This is a genomic window from Ponticoccus sp. (in: a-proteobacteria) (genome assembly GCF_048381735.1).
Window position 1 is genome coordinate 22,045 of sequence record NZ_JBLXGL010000017.1, and the last position, 15,362, is coordinate 37,406.

The 15,362-nt window shown below is 70.0% G+C and carries 17 protein-coding genes; 12 read left to right on the top strand and 5 right to left on the bottom strand.

Annotation, left to right across the window (positions count from 1 at the left end):
- Window positions 1-35: 35 nt before the first annotated feature.
- The 3 genes from phnD (at window position 36) to phnE (ACN5KJ_RS20055) (ending at window position 3,236) form a co-directional block, all read left to right on the top strand.
- Window positions 36-944, top strand: a complete 909-nt coding sequence (phnD, locus tag ACN5KJ_RS20045) for a phosphonate ABC transporter substrate-binding protein (RefSeq protein WP_418595938.1) — start codon at window positions 36-38, stop codon at window positions 942-944.
- A gap of 91 nt (window positions 945-1,035) precedes the next feature.
- A complete protein-coding gene (gene phnE, locus ACN5KJ_RS20050; protein WP_418595940.1) occupies window positions 1,036-1,908 on the top strand; it encodes a phosphonate ABC transporter, permease protein PhnE in 873 nt (290 codons plus the stop codon).
- Window positions 1,905-3,236, top strand: coding sequence for a phosphonate ABC transporter, permease protein PhnE (phnE, locus tag ACN5KJ_RS20055; RefSeq protein WP_418595942.1), 1,332 nt, complete (start codon window positions 1,905-1,907; stop codon window positions 3,234-3,236). Before phnE (ACN5KJ_RS20050) ends, phnE (ACN5KJ_RS20055) begins: the two co-directional genes overlap by 4 nt.
- Window positions 3,237-3,795: 559 nt before the next feature.
- On the opposite strand, the gene phnF is transcribed toward phnE (ACN5KJ_RS20055), so the two are convergent.
- Window positions 3,796-4,509, bottom strand: coding sequence for a phosphonate metabolism transcriptional regulator PhnF (phnF, locus tag ACN5KJ_RS20060; RefSeq protein WP_418595944.1), 714 nt, complete (start codon window positions 4,507-4,509; stop codon window positions 3,796-3,798).
- Between the two features lie 102 nt (window positions 4,510-4,611).
- On the opposite strand from phnF, the gene phnG reads away from it, so the two are divergent.
- The 8 genes from phnG (at window position 4,612) to phnN (ending at window position 10,600) form a co-directional block, all read left to right on the top strand.
- Window positions 4,612-5,067 (top strand): phosphonate C-P lyase system protein PhnG, encoded by a 456-nt coding sequence (gene phnG, locus ACN5KJ_RS20065; RefSeq protein WP_418595946.1) that lies wholly within the window; start codon window positions 4,612-4,614, stop codon window positions 5,065-5,067.
- The gene (gene phnH, locus ACN5KJ_RS20070) at window positions 5,067-5,636 is read left to right on the top strand and encodes a phosphonate C-P lyase system protein PhnH (RefSeq protein ID WP_347165296.1); all 570 of its coding nucleotides are present in this window, start codon (window positions 5,067-5,069) and stop codon (window positions 5,634-5,636) included. The genes phnG and phnH overlap by 1 nt, the downstream gene beginning before the upstream one ends.
- Window positions 5,636-6,736 carry a carbon-phosphorus lyase complex subunit PhnI gene (locus ACN5KJ_RS20075; protein ID WP_418595948.1) on the top strand — a complete coding sequence of 367 codons (1,101 nt, stop codon included), beginning with the start codon at window positions 5,636-5,638 and terminating at the stop codon, window positions 6,734-6,736. The genes phnH and ACN5KJ_RS20075 overlap by 1 nt, the downstream gene beginning before the upstream one ends.
- The gene (locus ACN5KJ_RS20080) at window positions 6,733-7,332 is read left to right on the top strand and encodes an HAD family hydrolase (protein ID WP_418595950.1); all 600 of its coding nucleotides are present in this window, start codon (window positions 6,733-6,735) and stop codon (window positions 7,330-7,332) included. Before ACN5KJ_RS20075 ends, ACN5KJ_RS20080 begins: the two co-directional genes overlap by 4 nt.
- The gene (locus tag ACN5KJ_RS20085) at window positions 7,329-8,198 is read left to right on the top strand and encodes an alpha-D-ribose 1-methylphosphonate 5-phosphate C-P-lyase PhnJ (protein ID WP_347165300.1); all 870 of its coding nucleotides are present in this window, start codon (window positions 7,329-7,331) and stop codon (window positions 8,196-8,198) included. Before ACN5KJ_RS20080 ends, ACN5KJ_RS20085 begins: the two co-directional genes overlap by 4 nt.
- Before the next feature lie 37 nt (window positions 8,199-8,235).
- Window positions 8,236-9,006, top strand: coding sequence for a phosphonate C-P lyase system protein PhnK (gene phnK / locus ACN5KJ_RS20090; protein WP_418595952.1), 771 nt, complete (start codon window positions 8,236-8,238; stop codon window positions 9,004-9,006).
- A gap of 365 nt (window positions 9,007-9,371) precedes the next feature.
- Window positions 9,372-10,055, top strand: a complete 684-nt coding sequence (phnL, locus tag ACN5KJ_RS20095) for a phosphonate C-P lyase system protein PhnL (RefSeq protein WP_418595954.1) — start codon at window positions 9,372-9,374, stop codon at window positions 10,053-10,055.
- A 5-nt stretch (window positions 10,056-10,060) separates the two neighbouring features.
- A complete protein-coding gene (gene phnN / locus ACN5KJ_RS20100; RefSeq protein ID WP_347165304.1) occupies window positions 10,061-10,600 on the top strand; it encodes a phosphonate metabolism protein/1,5-bisphosphokinase (PRPP-forming) PhnN in 540 nt (179 codons plus the stop codon).
- Here phnN and ACN5KJ_RS20105 read toward each other — a convergent pair.
- Complete coding sequence (locus tag ACN5KJ_RS20105) at window positions 10,582-11,253, bottom strand: DUF1045 domain-containing protein (RefSeq protein ID WP_418595957.1); 672 nt, start codon at window positions 11,251-11,253, stop codon at window positions 10,582-10,584. The two genes, phnN and ACN5KJ_RS20105, sit on opposite strands and share 19 nt — an antisense overlap.
- 49 nt (window positions 11,254-11,302) lie before the next feature.
- Here ACN5KJ_RS20105 and ACN5KJ_RS20110 point away from each other — a divergent pair, with 49 nt between their 5' ends.
- Entirely contained in the window at window positions 11,303-12,445 is a 1,143-nt protein-coding gene (locus ACN5KJ_RS20110) for an alpha-D-ribose 1-methylphosphonate 5-triphosphate diphosphatase (RefSeq protein ID WP_418595965.1), read from the top strand.
- Window positions 12,446-12,971: 526 nt separating this feature from the next.
- Here ACN5KJ_RS20110 and ACN5KJ_RS20115 read toward each other — a convergent pair.
- From ACN5KJ_RS20115 to ACN5KJ_RS20125, 3 genes are all read right to left on the bottom strand, one after another.
- Window positions 12,972-13,178 (bottom strand): hypothetical protein, encoded by a 207-nt coding sequence (locus tag ACN5KJ_RS20115; protein WP_347165306.1) that lies wholly within the window; start codon window positions 13,176-13,178, stop codon window positions 12,972-12,974.
- Window positions 13,169-14,182 carry a response regulator gene (locus ACN5KJ_RS20120; protein WP_418595959.1) on the bottom strand — a complete coding sequence of 338 codons (1,014 nt, stop codon included), beginning with the start codon at window positions 14,180-14,182 and terminating at the stop codon, window positions 13,169-13,171. The genes ACN5KJ_RS20115 and ACN5KJ_RS20120 overlap by 10 nt, the downstream gene beginning before the upstream one ends.
- 106 nt (window positions 14,183-14,288) lie before the next feature.
- A partial coding sequence (locus tag ACN5KJ_RS20125) for a hypothetical protein (protein WP_418595961.1) occupies window positions 14,289-15,362 on the bottom strand: 1,074 nt, incomplete at its 5' end.

Sequence of the window (15,362 nt, forward strand, 5' to 3'; positions counted from 1 at the left end):
GCCTTTTCAACGACCCTTCATCAACGGAGAGACTGATGAAAAAGACCATCGCACTGGCCCTGGCCAGCACCATGCTTGCAGGCTTTGCCCAGGCGCAGGAGATCGAAGAGTTCCGCATCGGCATCCTCGGCGGCGAAAACGCGCAGGACCGCATGAACTCTTACGCCTGCCTTCAGGAATACACCGAAGAGGCGCTTGGCGTCCCGACGAAGCTGTTCGCCCCCGCCGACTACAACGGCGTGATCCAGGGCCTGCTGGGCGGCACGCTGGACATGGCGTGGCTGGGTGCCTCGGCCTATGCCGCCACCTACCTGCAGGATCCCGAAGCGGTCGAGCCGGTGCTGGTCAAGGTCAACCTCGACGGTTCGATCGGCTATCACTCCATCGGCTTCGCCCACAAGGACGCCGGCGTTGCCTCGCTGGACGACATGAAGGGCAAGGTCTTCGGCTTCGGCGATCCGAACTCCACCTCGGGCTACCTGATCCCCTCGATCGAGATCCCGCAGGCCGGTGAAGGCATCACCATGGAATCCGGCGAGTTCTTCGGCGAGGTCAAGTTCACCGGCGGTCACGAGCAGACCATCGTCGCGGTCGCCAACGGCGACATCGACGCCGGCGTGACCTGGGCCGATGGTCAGGGCAACTGGGAAGACGGCTACAACTCGGGCGCGCTGCGCAAGGCCGTGGACGCGGGTCTGGTCGACATGAACGACCTCGTCGAGATCTGGAAGTCCAAGGTCATCCCCGAGGGCCCGGTGGTCCTGCGCAAGGCCCTGCCCGCAGAGGTGAAGACGGCCATGGTCGAGCTGGTCGACGGCCTGCACGAGCGGGACGCCGACTGCGCCTATGGCGTGGCCGCAGGCGACACGCTGGGCTTCGAGCCGGTGACCCACGATGTCTATTCGTCGGTGATCGCCGCTCGCCAGGCCGTGATCAACAACTAAGACACCATGGGGGGCCGGGCGTCAGCGTCCGGTCCCCTTTTTCTTGCGCTCCCCCAAACCCGGGGACGCCGCCAGACCGCCCGAGGCCCCGATGACCGACATGACGCTAACCGGCCCCGAGCGGGTCGGCACGATCCAGTCCGACTACATGGCACAGGTGCAGCGCCGCCGCCTTTATGGCGGAATGGTGCTGCTGATCTTCGTCGTGCTGATGGTCTCGGGCTTCACCGTGGCGGACGAACGCAACGCCGGCGGGTTCTGGGAGGGGCTGCACAATATCGGCGCCTACCCCGCCGACGTGCTCTCCGAGGCTTGGCAGAAGCGCGCCGAGCTGCCCGCGCTGGTGGTGAAATACCTCCCCGCACTGGTCGAGACGGTCAATATCGCCGCCGTGTCGACCCTGCTGGGCGCGCTGGCCGGTCTGGTGCTGTCGCTGCTGTCGCCTCGCGGGCTGGCGCGCTGGCCGCGGCTGATCCCGGTCTTTCGCCGCTTCATGGACATCCTGCGCGCGATCCCCGAGATCGTCATCGCCCTGGTGCTGATCTTCGTGCTGGGCGGCGGGCCGGTGCCCGCGATGATCGCCATCGCCATCCATACCGCGGGCGCGCTTGGCAAGATGTTCTCCGAGGTGGCCGAAAACGCCGACCTGAAGGCCGTCGAGGGGCTGACCTCGACCGGCGCCACATGGGCGCAGAAGATGTGGCTGGGGATCCTGCCGCAGGTCGCGCCGAACTACCTCAGCTACGCGCTGCTGCGCTTCGAGATCAATATCCGCGCCTCTGCCATCCTCGGCTTCGTCGGCGCCGGCGGGCTGGGCTACGAGCTGCGCAACGCCATGGCCTGGGGGCCGGGCCGCTTCGACGCGGCGGCGGCGATCTTCCTGCTGCTTTTCGGAACCATCGTCCTGTTCGACCAGCTGTCCAGCCGGATGCGCAATCGCCTGACCGAAGGAGGCCACGCATGAGCGCCGCCGACATGACCGCCCTGCCCAGCCTGTCCGATGCCAAGACGCAGGCCGCCGCCCTGATCCGCCGCAAGACCGCGCTGGCCTTTGGCCTGCCCGCCGTGGTGATCCTCTACCTCGCCTATATCGTCGTGGCCTTCGACGTCCCCGGCCTCGCCCAGCGCGCCAACTGGGACAACGCGGTGACGCTGGCCTCTGACAGCTGGTCCTACAAGACCCATGTCACCCGCTCCAACCGCGACGGCACCATGACCTATGCCGTCGAAGGCGAACGCAAGGGCACCTACCCCGAGGGCGCGCGCCCCGACTGGGTCAGCGGCAGCGAGGTGATCGCCGTGGACCTCGCCGCCGGAGAGCAGGTGCGCCTGTACCCCGACAACCGGGTCGAGATCGACCTGCCCGACTTCCCCCGCATCGAGGCGCAAATCGACGGGCGCCGGGTGACCACGAACCTGCCCGAGGCCCTGCCCGCCTGGATCAGCGCCTCTGACCGCCGCGTGGCCATCACCGCGCCCGGCGGCCGCATCACGCTGACCGGCTCCAAGACCGAGATCTTCCGCTACTTCCCGGGGTGGGAGCTGTTCTGGTTCACGTTCACCAGCCCCTACCACGGCCACGGCCTGCCCGAGATCCTCTTCGGCGACCGCATCGACCCCGAGCGGTCCAACCTGTCCGGCGCCTGGCAGGATTTCTGGGGCAACCCCATGTGGCGTCACGGCGAAATCGCCTGGGCCCTCGGGGAAACCATCCTCATGGCCTTCCTGGGCACCATGGGAGCCGCGATCATCGCCCTGCCGCTGGCCTTCCTCGCCGCCAAGCGCTTTGCGCCGCTGATGCTGGTGCGCATGGCCGCGCGGCGCCTCTTCGACTTCGTGCGCGGCGTCGATGCGCTGATCTGGACCGTTGTGCTGGCCCGCGCCTTCGGACCGGGGCCTCTGACCGGGTCTCTGGCGATCCTGATCACCGACACCGGCACCTTCGGCAAGATCTTCTCGGAGGCGCTGGAGAACGTCGACGACAGGCAGATCGAGGGCGTCGCCTCGACCGGCGCCAAGCCGCTGCAACGCTACCGTTTCGGGGTGATCCCGCAGGTGGTGCCGGTGCTGCTGGCGCAGGTGCTCTACTTCCTCGAATCCAACACCCGCAGCGCGACGATCATCGGCGCCATCACCGGCGGCGGCATCGGCCTGATGCTGACCCAGGCGATCCAGACCCAGAAGGACTGGGAAGAGGTCGCCTATTACATCGTGCTGATCGTCCTGATGGTCATGGCAATGGATTCTCTCTCCGGCTGGCTGCGGGCGCGGCTGATCGGGCGGAAGGACTGACGCAAGGGCGCCCGCCCCTGTCCCCCGCCACGAGGGCGGAGGACAGCGGGCGGGCGCAAAGCGCTTTTCCACCCCTCGTGCCGTCTGGCACGTCGTCACAAAGCGCTTTTACCCGGCCCACGTGGGGGCAAACGCCACGCCAGCAGCGGCACCGAAAGCGCTTTACACACCCCGCCTGCCCCCGCCGCACGCTCTCAAAAGCGCTTTCCCAGCCCGCGTGAGGGCAAACGCCGCGCCCGCCGCGGAACCGAAAGCGCTTTGCACCCCGCCTGCCCCCGCCGCACGCTCTCAAAAGCGCTTTGCCGGCCCGCGTGGGGCAAACGCCGCGCCAGCAGCGGCACCGAAAGCGCTTCGCACTCCGCCCGCTCCCGTCTCGTTCCGTCAAAAGCGCTTTCCCCTTGCGGGCCATCTTGCTCCCCCGCCCCACCGCACAGGGATCCCGGCGCGCGGAAGGCGCTTGCCCCCGCTCCGCACACCCGCCCCTACCCTGCAAAGCGCCTTCCCGTCGCAGACCGGCGGCGGCGCGTCCCGATGAAGCCCCGAGGCGCCGCAGGGGCGCCTAATCCTCCAGGGTCAGCGCGATGCGGTCGCCCGCCCACCATGTCGTGCCGAATTCCACCGGCACGCCAGCGGCATCGACGTTCACGCTGCGGGTCCAGAGCAGCGGCGCCCCCTCTGACACCTGCAGATGCAGCGCCTGCATCGCCCCCGCCGCCACGGCGGTGATGCGGGTCGAGGCGCGGGTATAGTCCTTTATCCCCAGCGCCGCGAAGGCCCATGTCACGCCGTGCCCCTCGGCCAGCGCCCCGGCGATCCCCGGCAGCCGCTCCAGCGGGTAGAGCGCTTCGGCCAGCGCCACCGGCGCCCCGTCCGCCAGCGAGACGCTGTGCGAGGCCAGCACCGGCGCGCCCGGCGCAATGGCCAGGGCCTCGGCCTCGTCCTGCGTGGCGGCGCGCTCTTCGGTCGACAGCAGCCGCCGCCCCGGCAGGCGCCCGGCACGGCGCAGGTTCTGGGTAAAGCTGACGCGGCGCCCGATGGGATAGTCGGCGGGCCGCGCCGTGACGAAGGCGCCCGAACCACGCCGGGTGCGCACCAGCCCCGCCTCGACCAGCGCGGACAGCGCGTGGCGGACGGTGTGGCGGTTCACCCCGAAACGCGCCGCCAGCGCCGCCTCGGTCGGCAGCTTCGCCCCGGTCGCATAGCGCCCCTCGGCGATATCCGTGCGCAGGTCGCGGGCGATCGCCTGCCAGACCGGGGTTGTCTTGCGGGCCATGGCACGCCCTCCGTCACCGAAATTTCACAAGTCTCCGCTGGGCCGCGCCCGCGAATCTGCTAGAATAAGTCTAGTTGTATAGGAATTGCCGAAGGTGTCGAGATGATCCGGACCGAAGACCAGACCCCAGACCGCCGCGCGTGGATGGGCCTGCTTGCCAAGGCGCCCGCTGGCCGGGTGGCCGCCCTGCTGGACGGGCTTGGCGCGCGGCCCGACTTTGCCTGGCTGCGCGCGCCGGAGGTGGGCAGCGTCATGCTGCGTGGCCGGATCGGCGGCAGCGGCGCGCCGTTCAATGCCGGCGAGATGACCGTGACCCGCTGCGCGCTGCGGCTGGGCGACGGCACGGCGGGCCACGCCTGGATCCAGGGCCGCCGCAAGGCCGATGCCGAGGCCGCCGCACTGGTCGACGCCATGATGATGACCGAACAGGCCGAGCGCACCCGCGCGGCGGTGCTGGCCCCGCTGGAAACCGAAGCCGAGGCCCGCCGCAGCGCGCGCGCCGAGAAGGCCGCGGCCACGCGGGTCGATTTCTTCACCCTACAGCGCGGAGACGACTGATGCAGGCAGACACCCTTGGCGGCGGCTTCGCCGCCCCCGCCCACGACGCCGCCCGCGCCTTTCGCGCAACGATGGAGGCCATGGCCCGCCCCGGAACGATCCACGCGGTCACCGGGGCCCGCCCCCCGGCGCCGCTCTCGGCCGCCGCAGGCGCGGCGCTGCTGACGCTTTGTGACGGCGACACGCCGCTCTACCTGGCCGGAGAGGCGGACACGCCGGAAACCCGCGCCTGGATCGCCTTCCACTGCGGCGCGCCGCTGACCGGCCCGGCGCAATGCGCCTTCGCCATCGGTCCCTGGCAGGCGCTGCTGCCGCTGCAGGCCTACCCCATCGGCAGCGCCGACTACCCCGACCGCTCGGCCACGCTGATCGTCGAATGCAGCGATCTGCGCGCCGAGGGCGCCCGCCTTACCGGGCCGGGCATCCGCGAGGCGGCCTTCCTGTCGCTGCCCGACGTCCCGGCCCTGCAGGCCAACGCCGCCCGCGCCCCGCTGGGGCTGGACTTCCTGCTGACCTGCGGCGACCACCTTGCGGCCCTGCCCCGCAGCACCCGGATTGGAGAAGCCTGATGTATGTCGCCGTCAAAGGAGGCGAACGCGCCATCGAGAACGCCCATGCCTGGCTGGCCGAGGAACGCCGGGGCGACAGGGCGGTGCCCGAGCTGAGCCTCGCGCAGATCCGCGAACAGATGACGCTGGCGGTCAACCGGGTCATGGCCGAGGGCTCGCTCTACGATCCCGACCTCGCCGCGCTGGCGATCAAGCAGGCGCGCGGCGACCTGATCGAGGCGATCTTCCTGATCCGCGCCTATCGCACCACCCTGCCGCGCTTCGGCGCCACCACCCCGGTCGACACCGGCGGCATGGCCTGCGACCGGCGCATCTCGGCCACCTTCAAGGACCTGCCGGGCGGGCAGGTTCTGGGGCCGACCTTCGATTACACGCACCGCCTGCTGGACTTCGCCCTCGCCGCCGAGGGCGAGCCGCCACTGGCCCCGGCGGGTGGCGACGGGGACATGGCCCCGAAACCGCATGTCATGGGCTTTCTCGACCGCGAGGGGCTGATCGAGGACGCCCCGCACGACGATACCCCGCCGCCCGACCTGACCCGCGAACCGCTGGAGCTGCCCGCCGCGCGCGCCCTGCGCCTGCAGGCGCTGACCCGGGCCGACGAGGGCTTTACCCTTGGCATGGCCTATTCCACCCAGCGCGGCTACGGGCGCAACCACGCCTTTGTCGCGGAACTGCGCATCGGCACCGTGCCGGTCGAGGTCGAGATCCCCGAGCTGGGCTTCGCGGTCGAGATCGGAGAGGTCGTGCTGACCGAATGCGAGACCGTCAACCAGTTCACCGGCTCGAAGACCGAACCGCCGCAATTCACCCGGGGCTACGGCCTTGTCTTCGGCCAGACCGAACGCAAGGCGATCTCGATGGCGCTGGTCGACCGCGCGCTGCGCTGGGAAGAGCTGGGCGAGGACGACAGCGGCGCCCCGGCGCAGGACGCGGAATTCGTGCTGCCGCATGGCGACAACGTGCAGGCGACGGGCTTTCTGGAACACATCAAGCTGCCGCATTACGTCGACTTCCAGGCCGAACTGGAGCTGGTGCGCAGGTTGCGCGCCGAGGCCAGCGCCGCACAGAGCGACACCCGGCAGGAGGCGGCGGAATGACCCCGACACAGGTCGTCTTCGACATCGGCAACGTCCTGGTGGACTGGCAGCCGCATCTGGCCTGGGCACAGGACATGGACCGCGCCGCCATTGACGCCTTCATGCAGCGCATCGACTTCGGCGCGCTCAACCTGCGGGCCGACCGGGGCGCGCGCTTCGAGGATCTGGCCGAGGCGCTGGACGATCCCGGGGACCGGACGCGGCTGAAGCAATACGTGCCGCGCTACGCCATGACCGTGCCCGAGCGGGTGCCCGGCACATGGGATCTGGTCGACCGGCTGATCGCCCGGAACGTGCCGCTGCACGCCATCACCAACTGGTCGCTGGAGACATGGCCCGAGGGGCTGAAGGTGCACCCGCGGCTGGCCGAGATCTTCGACACGCTGGTGGTGTCGGGCGCGGTCGGGCTGATCAAGCCGGACCCGGCCATCTACCGCCTGTTCTGCGCGCGCGCGGGCGTTGCGCCAGAGGCCTGCGTCTTCATCGACGACAAGCGCGACAACTGCGATGCCGCGCGCGGCATCGGCATGGATGCCATTCACTTTACCGGGGCCGACGCCCTGCAAGCCGGACTGACGGACAGGGGGTTGCTGTGAACCAGATCGCACCCGAGACGGCCTATAACTTCGCCTATCTCGACGAACAGACAAAACGGATGATCCGCCGCGCGATCCTCAAGGCGCTGGCGGTGCCGGGCTACCAGGTGCCCTTCGCCAGCCGCGAGATGCCCATGCCCTACGGCTGGGGCACCGGCGGCGTGCAGGTCACCGCCGCCGTGCTGCGGCCCGAGGACGTGCTGAAGGTGATCGACCAGGGCGCCGACGACACCACCAACGCGGTCTCGATCCGCAGCTTCTTCCGCCGCACGGCGGAGGTGGCGGTCAGCACCCGGACCGCCGAGGCCTCGGTGATCCAGACCCGCCACCGCATCCCCGAGGCGCCGCTGACCGAGGGGCAGATCCTGGTCTACCAGGTGCCGATCCCCGAGCCCCTGCGCTTTCTCGAACCGCGCGAGACCGAAACCCGGCGCATGCACGCGCTGGAGGAATACGGGCTGATGCATGTGAAGCTCTACGAGGACATCGCGCGGCACGGGCATATCGCGACCTCCTACGCCTACCCGGTGCGGGTCGAGGGGCGCTATGTCATGGACCCCTCGCCGATCCCGCGCTTCGACAACCCCAAGCTGTCGGACTGCCCGGCGATCCAGCTGTTCGGCGCCGGGCGCGAACAGCGGATCTACGCCCTGCCGCCCTATACCCGGGTCGAAAGCCTCGATTTCGAGGACCACCCCTTCGAAGCCTCGAAACCCGACCGGCCCTGCGGGCTCTGCGGGGCCGAGGACAGCTATCTCGACGAGGTCATCGTGGATGACGCGGGCGGGCGGCTGTTCCTGTGCTCGGACACCGATTATTGCGAAAGCCGCCGCGAGGCCGGACACCGCGGGACGGAGGCGGCATGAGCCCGCAGCCGGCCACCGCCATGGAAGGAGACCAGCCATGACACCCTTGCTGAAGGTCGAAAGCGTCGAGAAACGCTACGGCGCCCATATCGGCTGTACAGATGTGTCCTTCGACCTCTACCCCGGTGAGGTCATGGGCATCGTCGGCGAAAGCGGCTCGGGCAAGTCGACGCTGCTGGGCTGCTTGGCCGGGCATCTGGCGCCGGACACCGGGCGCGTGATCTTCGACACCCGCGCCGAGGGGCCGCGCGACGTGCTGGCGATGCCGGAGGCAGAGCGGCGGATGCTGGGGCGCACCGACTGGGCCTTTGTGCACCAGCATGCCCGCGACGGCCTGCGCATGGGCGTCAGTGCCGGCGGCAACGTGGGCGAGCGCCTGATGGCCGTGGGCGCCCGCCACTACGGCGAGATCCGCGAGACGGCGCTGGACTGGCTGGACCGGGTGGAGATCGCGCCCAGGCGCATCGACGACCGGCCCTCGACCTTCTCCGGCGGTATGCAGCAACGGCTGCAGATCGCGCGCAACCTGGTGACCGGCCCGCGGCTGGTCTTCATGGACGAACCCACCGGCGGGCTGGATGTCTCGGTGCAGGCGCGCCTGCTGGACCTGCTGCGCGGTCTGGTGCGCGACATGGGGCTTTCGGCGGTGATCGTGACCCACGACCTGGCCGTGGTGCGGCTGCTGGCGGACCGGCTGATGGTGATGAAATCGGGCCGCGTGGTGGAACAGGGGCTGACCGACCAGGTGCTGGACGATCCGCAGCACGGCTATACGCAGCTGCTGGTTTCCAGCGTCCTGCAGGTCTGAGGTGTCGCCGTGACCTATCTGGACAGAAAAGAAGCGCGGCGGGGCAAAGACCGGCGATCCACGCCGGGGCAAGGCCGGGAAGGCCTGCCGTGCTCCGGCGCGCCGCGGCGCCCCGGACCGGGGCGCGGCAGGGACCGGCAGGCGCCGGCCCCCGGGACCGGCCCGCACTGCCGGGCCGAGGCCGGTCGGCGCCTCTTTGCAACCGGCATGCAGGATGGAGATGTCGTTTTGAGGTATTTGGACCAAGAAGAAACACGGAAAGGGGCGATGCCCCGGGTCCCTTCGGCTGCGCCGCTGGGCGCTGCGGGGCGGCCCGGCGGGTCGGCGGCCAAAGGGCCAGAGGCTGCAAAATGCGAGGCGGTGCGATGATCGAAGTCAGGGACGTGTCGAAGCAGTTCGTGCTGCACAATCAGGGCGGCGCGGTGATCCGGGTGATGCAGGGGGCTTCGTTTACGGTGCAGCCCGGCGAATGCGTGGCGCTGACCGGCGCCTCGGGGGCCGGGAAATCGACGCTGATGCGCATGCTTTACGGCAACTACCGGGCGGCCTCGGGGTCGATCCGGATCGGGGATGTCGACCTGGTGCAGGCCGAGCCGCGCGAGATCATCGCGCTGCGCCGCGAGGTGCTGGGCTACGTCAGCCAGTTCCTGCGCGTGGTGCCGCGTGTGCCGACGCTGCAGGTGGTGGCGGACCCCTTGCGGGCGCTGGGTGTGGCCGAGCCGGAGGCCGAGGCACAGGCCCGCGGCCTGCTGGCCCGCCTGAACATCCCCGAGCGGCTTTGGGACCTGTCGCCCACGACCTTTTCCGGCGGCGAACAGCAGCGGGTCAATATCGCGCGCGGCTTTGCACATCCCTACCCGGCGCTCTTGCTGGACGAGCCGACCGCGAGTCTGGACGCCACCAACCGCGCCGTGGTGCTGGAGCTGATCGAGGCGGCCAAGGCGCGCGGCGCGGCGGTTGTCGGCATCTTTCACGACGCCGAGGCCCGCGACCGGGTCTGCGACCGCGAAATCGACGTGACCGGGTTCACCCCGGCGCGGGCGGCGTGATGGGCATGGGGCGGCTGATCGCCGTGGTCGGGCCCTCCGGCGTCGGCAAGGACAGCGTGATGGAGGCGCTTTGCGCCGCCTGCCCCGGGCTGCTGCCGGTGCGCCGGGTGATCACCCGGGCGCCCGGGGCGGGTGGCGAGGACTGCGAGGCCGTCTCGGTCGAGGCCTTCGAGGCGCGCCGCGCCGCCGGGGCCTTCTGCCTGCACTGGGAGGCGCATGGGCTGCGCTACGGAATCCCGCAGGACACCCTGACGCAGGTGCAGTCCGGTCAGGACCGGCTGGCCAACCTGTCCCGCGCGGTCTTGCCAGAGGCGCAGGCGGTCTTTCCCCGCCTGACCGTGCTGCATCTGACGGCGCGGCCGGAGACGCTGGCGGCGCGGCTGTCGGCCCGCAACCGCGAGACCCCCGAAGAGATCGCCCGGCGCCTGGCGCGCGCCCCCTTCGCCCTGCCCGAGGGGGTGCCGGCGGTTACCGTGTCGAACGACGGCCCGCTGCCCGAGACCGTGGCCCGGGCCCTTCAGGCGCTTCAGCCGGTGAGGGGGTAGCGGTGGACCAGCTCGAACCGACCATCGGCGCGTTCCCCGACCAGCGCCACCTGGTCCAGCACGAAGGGCTGCGGCAGCGGCGGCAGGTGCCGGGCGACGCTGTCCTGCCAGGCCGCACGGTCCTGCGGGTCAAGTCGGCCGGTCAGCGTCATGTGAAAGCGGAAGGCCTGCATCACGTAGGGATAGCCCCAGCGCGACAGCAGCGCCTCCTGTTCAGGCGTCAGCCGGGCGGCGCGGCGGCGGGCCAGCTCTGCCTCGGTGGCGGGCGCGCGGAATTCGTCCAGCGCCTCGACGCAGGTTGCCGCGACCCGCGCGATCTGCGCGGTGTCGCCCTGCGGGACCAGCGCCAGAAAGCTGCCGAGCCGCGCGACCTCGAGCCCCTCTGCCGGGGCGGGCGCACAGCGCGCCGCCATGGCCGCGACCGCCTTGTCCAGCGCCTCGGGTGTCTGACCCTCTGCCAGCCGGAAGGGCGGCTTCAGCGTGGCGTGGAAGCCGTATTTCCGGGGCGTCTGCGTCACCGCCTCCAGCCCCGGCTCGGGCCAGTGCGGCGCCGCCCTGCCGGTCAGGACATCCCAGCCCAGCCAGCGGGCGCCGAAGCTGGACAGCGCGCCCTCGGGCGGCAAATAATAGACTGCAAAGCGAGCGTATGACATGAACTCCCCTTTCTCTCCCGACGTTCTACCCGAGGACCGTGACGCCCTCATGGCAGAAAGCCTCTGCCTCGCCAATGCGCAACTGGTCCTGCCGGACGGCGTGATCGACGGCCACCTTGTCGTCGAAAACGGCGTGATCGCGGCGATTACCACGGGCGCCGCGCCGAAGGGCGCCATCGACTGCCGCGGCGACCTGGTGATGCCGGGGCTGGTCGAGCTGCACACCGACAATGTCGAGCGTCACCTCGAACCCCGCCCCGAGGTCGACTGGCCGCATCTGCCCGCGCTTCTGGCACATGACGCGGAACTGGCCTCGACCGGGATCACCACGGTCTTCGACGCGCTGCGGGTCGGGTCCACGCTTGGCACCGGCAAGGGGCGCTACGATCCCTATGCCCGCAAGCTGGCGACGGAACTGCTGGAGGCCCGCGCCGCCGGCGACCTGAAGATCAGCCATTTCATCCACCTGCGCGCCGAGATCTGTTCCGAGACGCTGTTGCAAGAACTGGCGGACTTCGGGCCCGAGGATCGCGTCGGCCTTGTTTCGCTGATGGATCACACGCCCGGTCAGCGCCAGTTCCGCGACCTGACCGCGCTGCGGGTCTATCAGGCCAAGAAACGCAACATGAACGACGTCGAGTTCGCCGAGCATGTCGCCAACCTGAAGCTGATGCAGGCGCGCTACGGGGCGGCCCACGAGGCCGGCGCCGTGACCGAGGCGCGGCGGCTTGGCGCGGTCCTTGCCAGCCATGACGACACCACGGCGGAACAGGTCGCCCGCTCGGCCGAGATCGGCGTCGGCTTTGCCGAGTTTCCGACGACGCTGGAGGCGGCGCAGGCCTGCCGGGAGGCGGGCATCGCGGTGATGATGGGCGCGCCGAACCTGATCCGGGGCGGCTCGCATTCCGGCAATGTCGCGGCAGCGGAACTGGCGCAGGCGGGTTTGCTGGACATCGTGTCCTCGGACTACGTTCCGGCGGCGCTGCTGTTGTCGGCCTTCCGGCTGGCAGAGCTGTGGGACGACCTGCCCCGCGCGGTTGCCTGCGTCACCGGCACCCCGGCCCGCGTCGCCGGCCTGTCCGACCGTGGCCGGCTGGAACCGGGGCTGCGCGCCGATCTGCTGCGGGTCAGCCGCCGCGGCGCCGCCCCGATCCTGCGCGGCGCATGGAGCCGGGGCGCCCGCGTGGCCTGAGGCGGACGGGGTCACAGGACGGGCCGCTGCGGGTGGCCTGTCCTGACCCGAAGCGGCGCGCCTGCGGCGCCCAAGGGAATGGCAGCGTCATGCGAAAGCGCTTTGGCGCTGCCACAACCAGCGCAGGAAGGCGCGGTGACAGCTGCCCAACAGCCGGAAATGGCCGGGGCCCGTCGTGGTTTGGGCGCCCGCAACGCAGCGCCGTCGACGTCTTGGGAAATCGACCTTGATGGCTCGTCCGCCGCCACCGGGCGCCGGGCACCGATCCGGCACGATGGGGCTGTCCCGCTTGACGGGCGGGACCGTCACGGCCGCGACCGTGCATCCCGCGCGGCACGCCGAATGTCGCAGCGCCCGGAAGTGGCCATGGCCGGTTCCGGCCTTGCGGCAGATCGGCCCTCAGGCCTTGCAGGGGTAAAAGCCCGGCACCGCGCGCCCAAGTCGTGACTGGCATCGCCGCGCAACCGCCGCCGCCCGGCCCTTTTGTCCGGGACGCGGGATCCTCACCGGCCCGACATGTCAGGGTTCAGTTCCGATCCGAAGCCAGTTCGAAAGGATTGGCCGGGTCGCTGAACAGGCCGCTGCCGAGCAGCGTCAAGAGGGTTCCCAGAACCGTCCCGCCCCCGAGGTAGACCATCAGAGCCCCGCCAAGCCCCATTTCCGAGAAGGCCCAACAGAGACTGGCGGCCACAAGGGCAACCACGCTGCCGACCATGAATGAAATCACTGCCATGCTGTCCTCTCCCTTTCCATATCCGGTTGGCACTCTACGCCATCCATCCTTACCCGAGCGTTTACGCGGTCCTTCACACGATCGAAGGAAACACGCACCCGCTGCCCGCGACGGGCGCTGGGAACCACCAGGGCGCTGACGCAGACACTGACCGATTGCAGCGCCGCAAGGACGCTCGCGGAGGCGCAGGTTTCGAGATAGCGGTTGATGCCCGCTTCGAAGTCCTGCGGCTGCTCGCCGGCGATGTCGCGCGCGATGCAATAGAACGCGCCGCCGCCGACGTAGGACATCAGCAGCCGGTCCGTCTCGACGGTGGCGCAAATGCCCCTGGCGACCCGGGCCAGGATGGTTGCGAAGTTCCGGGTCGTGTTGTCATGGTAGTGGCGGACCGGGTCCTCGATCTGGACCCCGAAGATGCGGGTGCCCGTCAGGGCCTCGGCCGGAAGCTGGGTCAGGTAGTTGCCCAGCGAGAACGGCAGGATCAGCCTGTCCACGCCCTCGACCAGAAGGCTGTCCGCCAGGGCAAAGCTGTGCTTGCCGCTGCGCGACAGCGGCGTCGCCGCGCCCTTTGCCAGCTCCTTGCTCGACAGCACCTGGCACGCGTTGCGGTGCAGCATGCGTTGGGCGACGTGCACCCGACCGACCAGTTCCTTGGCCGCCGCGGATTTCAGGATGTAGTCGTTGGCACCCGCGGCGAAGGCGGTTTCGATGGTCTGGGCATCGTCGCGCGCCGTCAGCATGATGATCGGGACATCGCGGTAGCGGGCCAGTTGCCGGACACGGCTGCACAGCTCGATGCCGTCCATGCCAGGCATTTCGACATCGAGGATCAGGCAGTCGAACTGCTGGTCGCCGTTGCCGAGGATCGCCAGGGCGGCGGCTCCGCTTTCAGCGACATGAAGGGGGGGAAAACCGGAACTGGAAAACAATACAGGCAGCAAGTCGCGGGAAATGGGACTGTCGTCTACTGCAAGAATTTTCACGTCCAGCTCCTGTTGGCTCAAATTCTCTTTTCCTTATTCCGGACAGGGCGGGTGTTTTCGCCCTGTCCGGAGACCTGCCCCGCCTGGGGGGTATGGAGCAGGTAGGGGTTCCTTGTCCGTGAGTGGATTAGACGACGTCTTCGGAACCGTTGCCTGTCAGCCCGCCAAGCAGACCGCCCACAAGGCCGTCCTCACCCAGCACGCCGTCCAGAAGACCGCCGTCTTCGCCGCCGAGCAGACCGCCCACGAGGCCGTCTTCACCCAGCACGCCGTCGAGCAGACCGCCGTCTTCGCCGCCGAGCAGACCGCCCACGAGGCCGTCCTCACCCAGCACGCCGTCCAGCAGACCGCCGTCTTCGCCGCCGAGCAGACCACCCACGAGGCCGTCCTCACCCAGCACGCCGTCCAGCAGACCGCCGTCTTCGCCGCCGAGCAGACCGCCCACGAGGCCGTCTTCACCCAGCACGCCGTCCAGCAGACCGCCTTCGCCGCCGAGCAGACCGCCCACGAGGCCGTCCTCACCCAGCACGCCGTCCAGCAGGCCACCATCTTCGCCGCCGAGCAGACCACCCACGAGGCCGTCCTCACCCAGCACGCCGTCCAGCAGGCCACCGCCGTCGCCGCCGAGCAGACCCCCCACAAGGCCGTCTTCACCCAGCACGCCGTCCAGCAGACCGCCGTCTTCGCCGCCGAGCACACCACCCACGAGGCCATCTTCACCCAGCACGCCGTCCAGCAGACCGCCGCCTTCGCCGCCGAGCAGACCGCCCACGAGGCCGTCCTCACCCAGCACGCCGTCCAGCAGACCGCCGCCGTCGCCACCGAGCAGACCGCCCACGAGGCCGTCCTCACCCAGCACGCCGTCCAGCAGACCGCCGCCGTCGCCGCCGAGCACACCGCCCACGAGGCCGTCCTCACCCAGCACGCCGTCGAGCAGGCCACCGCCGTCGCCGCCGAGCACACCGCCCACGAGGCCGTCTTCACCCAGAACGCCGTCCAGCAGACCGCCGCCCTCGCCGCCGAGCAGACCGCCCACGAGGCCGTCTTCACCCAGCACGCCGTCCAGCAGGCCACCGCCGTCGCCACCGAGCAGACCGCCCACGAGGCCGTCGTCGCCCAGCAGACCGTCGAGCAGACCGCCGTCTTCGCCGCCGAGCAGACCGCCCACGAGGCCGTCCTCACCCAGCACGCCGTCCAGCAG

Bases quoted from the DNA above. Each gene is read 5' to 3' on its own strand.
- phnK (WP_418595952.1), top strand. From the start codon at position 8,236: ATGACACCCTTGCTGAAGGTCGAAAGCGTCGAGAAACGCTACGGCGCC.
- phnG (WP_418595946.1), top strand. From the start codon at position 4,612: ATGATCCGGACCGAAGACCAGACCCCAGACCGCCGCGCGTGGATGGGC.
- ACN5KJ_RS20110 (WP_418595965.1), top strand. From the start codon at position 11,303: ATGGCAGAAAGCCTCTGCCTCGCCAATGCGCAACTGGTCCTGCCGGAC.
- phnN (WP_347165304.1), top strand. From the start codon at position 10,061: ATGGGGCGGCTGATCGCCGTGGTCGGGCCCTCCGGCGTCGGCAAGGAC.
- ACN5KJ_RS20080 (WP_418595950.1), top strand. From the start codon at position 6,733: ATGACCCCGACACAGGTCGTCTTCGACATCGGCAACGTCCTGGTGGAC.
- ACN5KJ_RS20115 (WP_347165306.1), bottom strand. From the start codon at position 13,178: ATGGCAGTGATTTCATTCATGGTCGGCAGCGTGGTTGCCCTTGTGGCC.
- phnF (WP_418595944.1), bottom strand. From the start codon at position 4,509: ATGGCCCGCAAGACAACCCCGGTCTGGCAGGCGATCGCCCGCGACCTG.
- phnE (WP_418595940.1), top strand. From the start codon at position 1,036: ATGACCGACATGACGCTAACCGGCCCCGAGCGGGTCGGCACGATCCAG.
- phnH (WP_347165296.1), top strand. From the start codon at position 5,067: ATGCAGGCAGACACCCTTGGCGGCGGCTTCGCCGCCCCCGCCCACGAC.
- phnL (WP_418595954.1), top strand. From the start codon at position 9,372: ATGATCGAAGTCAGGGACGTGTCGAAGCAGTTCGTGCTGCACAATCAG.
- ACN5KJ_RS20075 (WP_418595948.1), top strand. From the start codon at position 5,636: ATGTATGTCGCCGTCAAAGGAGGCGAACGCGCCATCGAGAACGCCCAT.
- phnD (WP_418595938.1), top strand. From the start codon at position 36: ATGAAAAAGACCATCGCACTGGCCCTGGCCAGCACCATGCTTGCAGGC.
- phnE (WP_418595942.1), top strand. From the start codon at position 1,905: ATGAGCGCCGCCGACATGACCGCCCTGCCCAGCCTGTCCGATGCCAAG.
- ACN5KJ_RS20105 (WP_418595957.1), bottom strand. From the start codon at position 11,253: ATGTCATACGCTCGCTTTGCAGTCTATTATTTGCCGCCCGAGGGCGCG.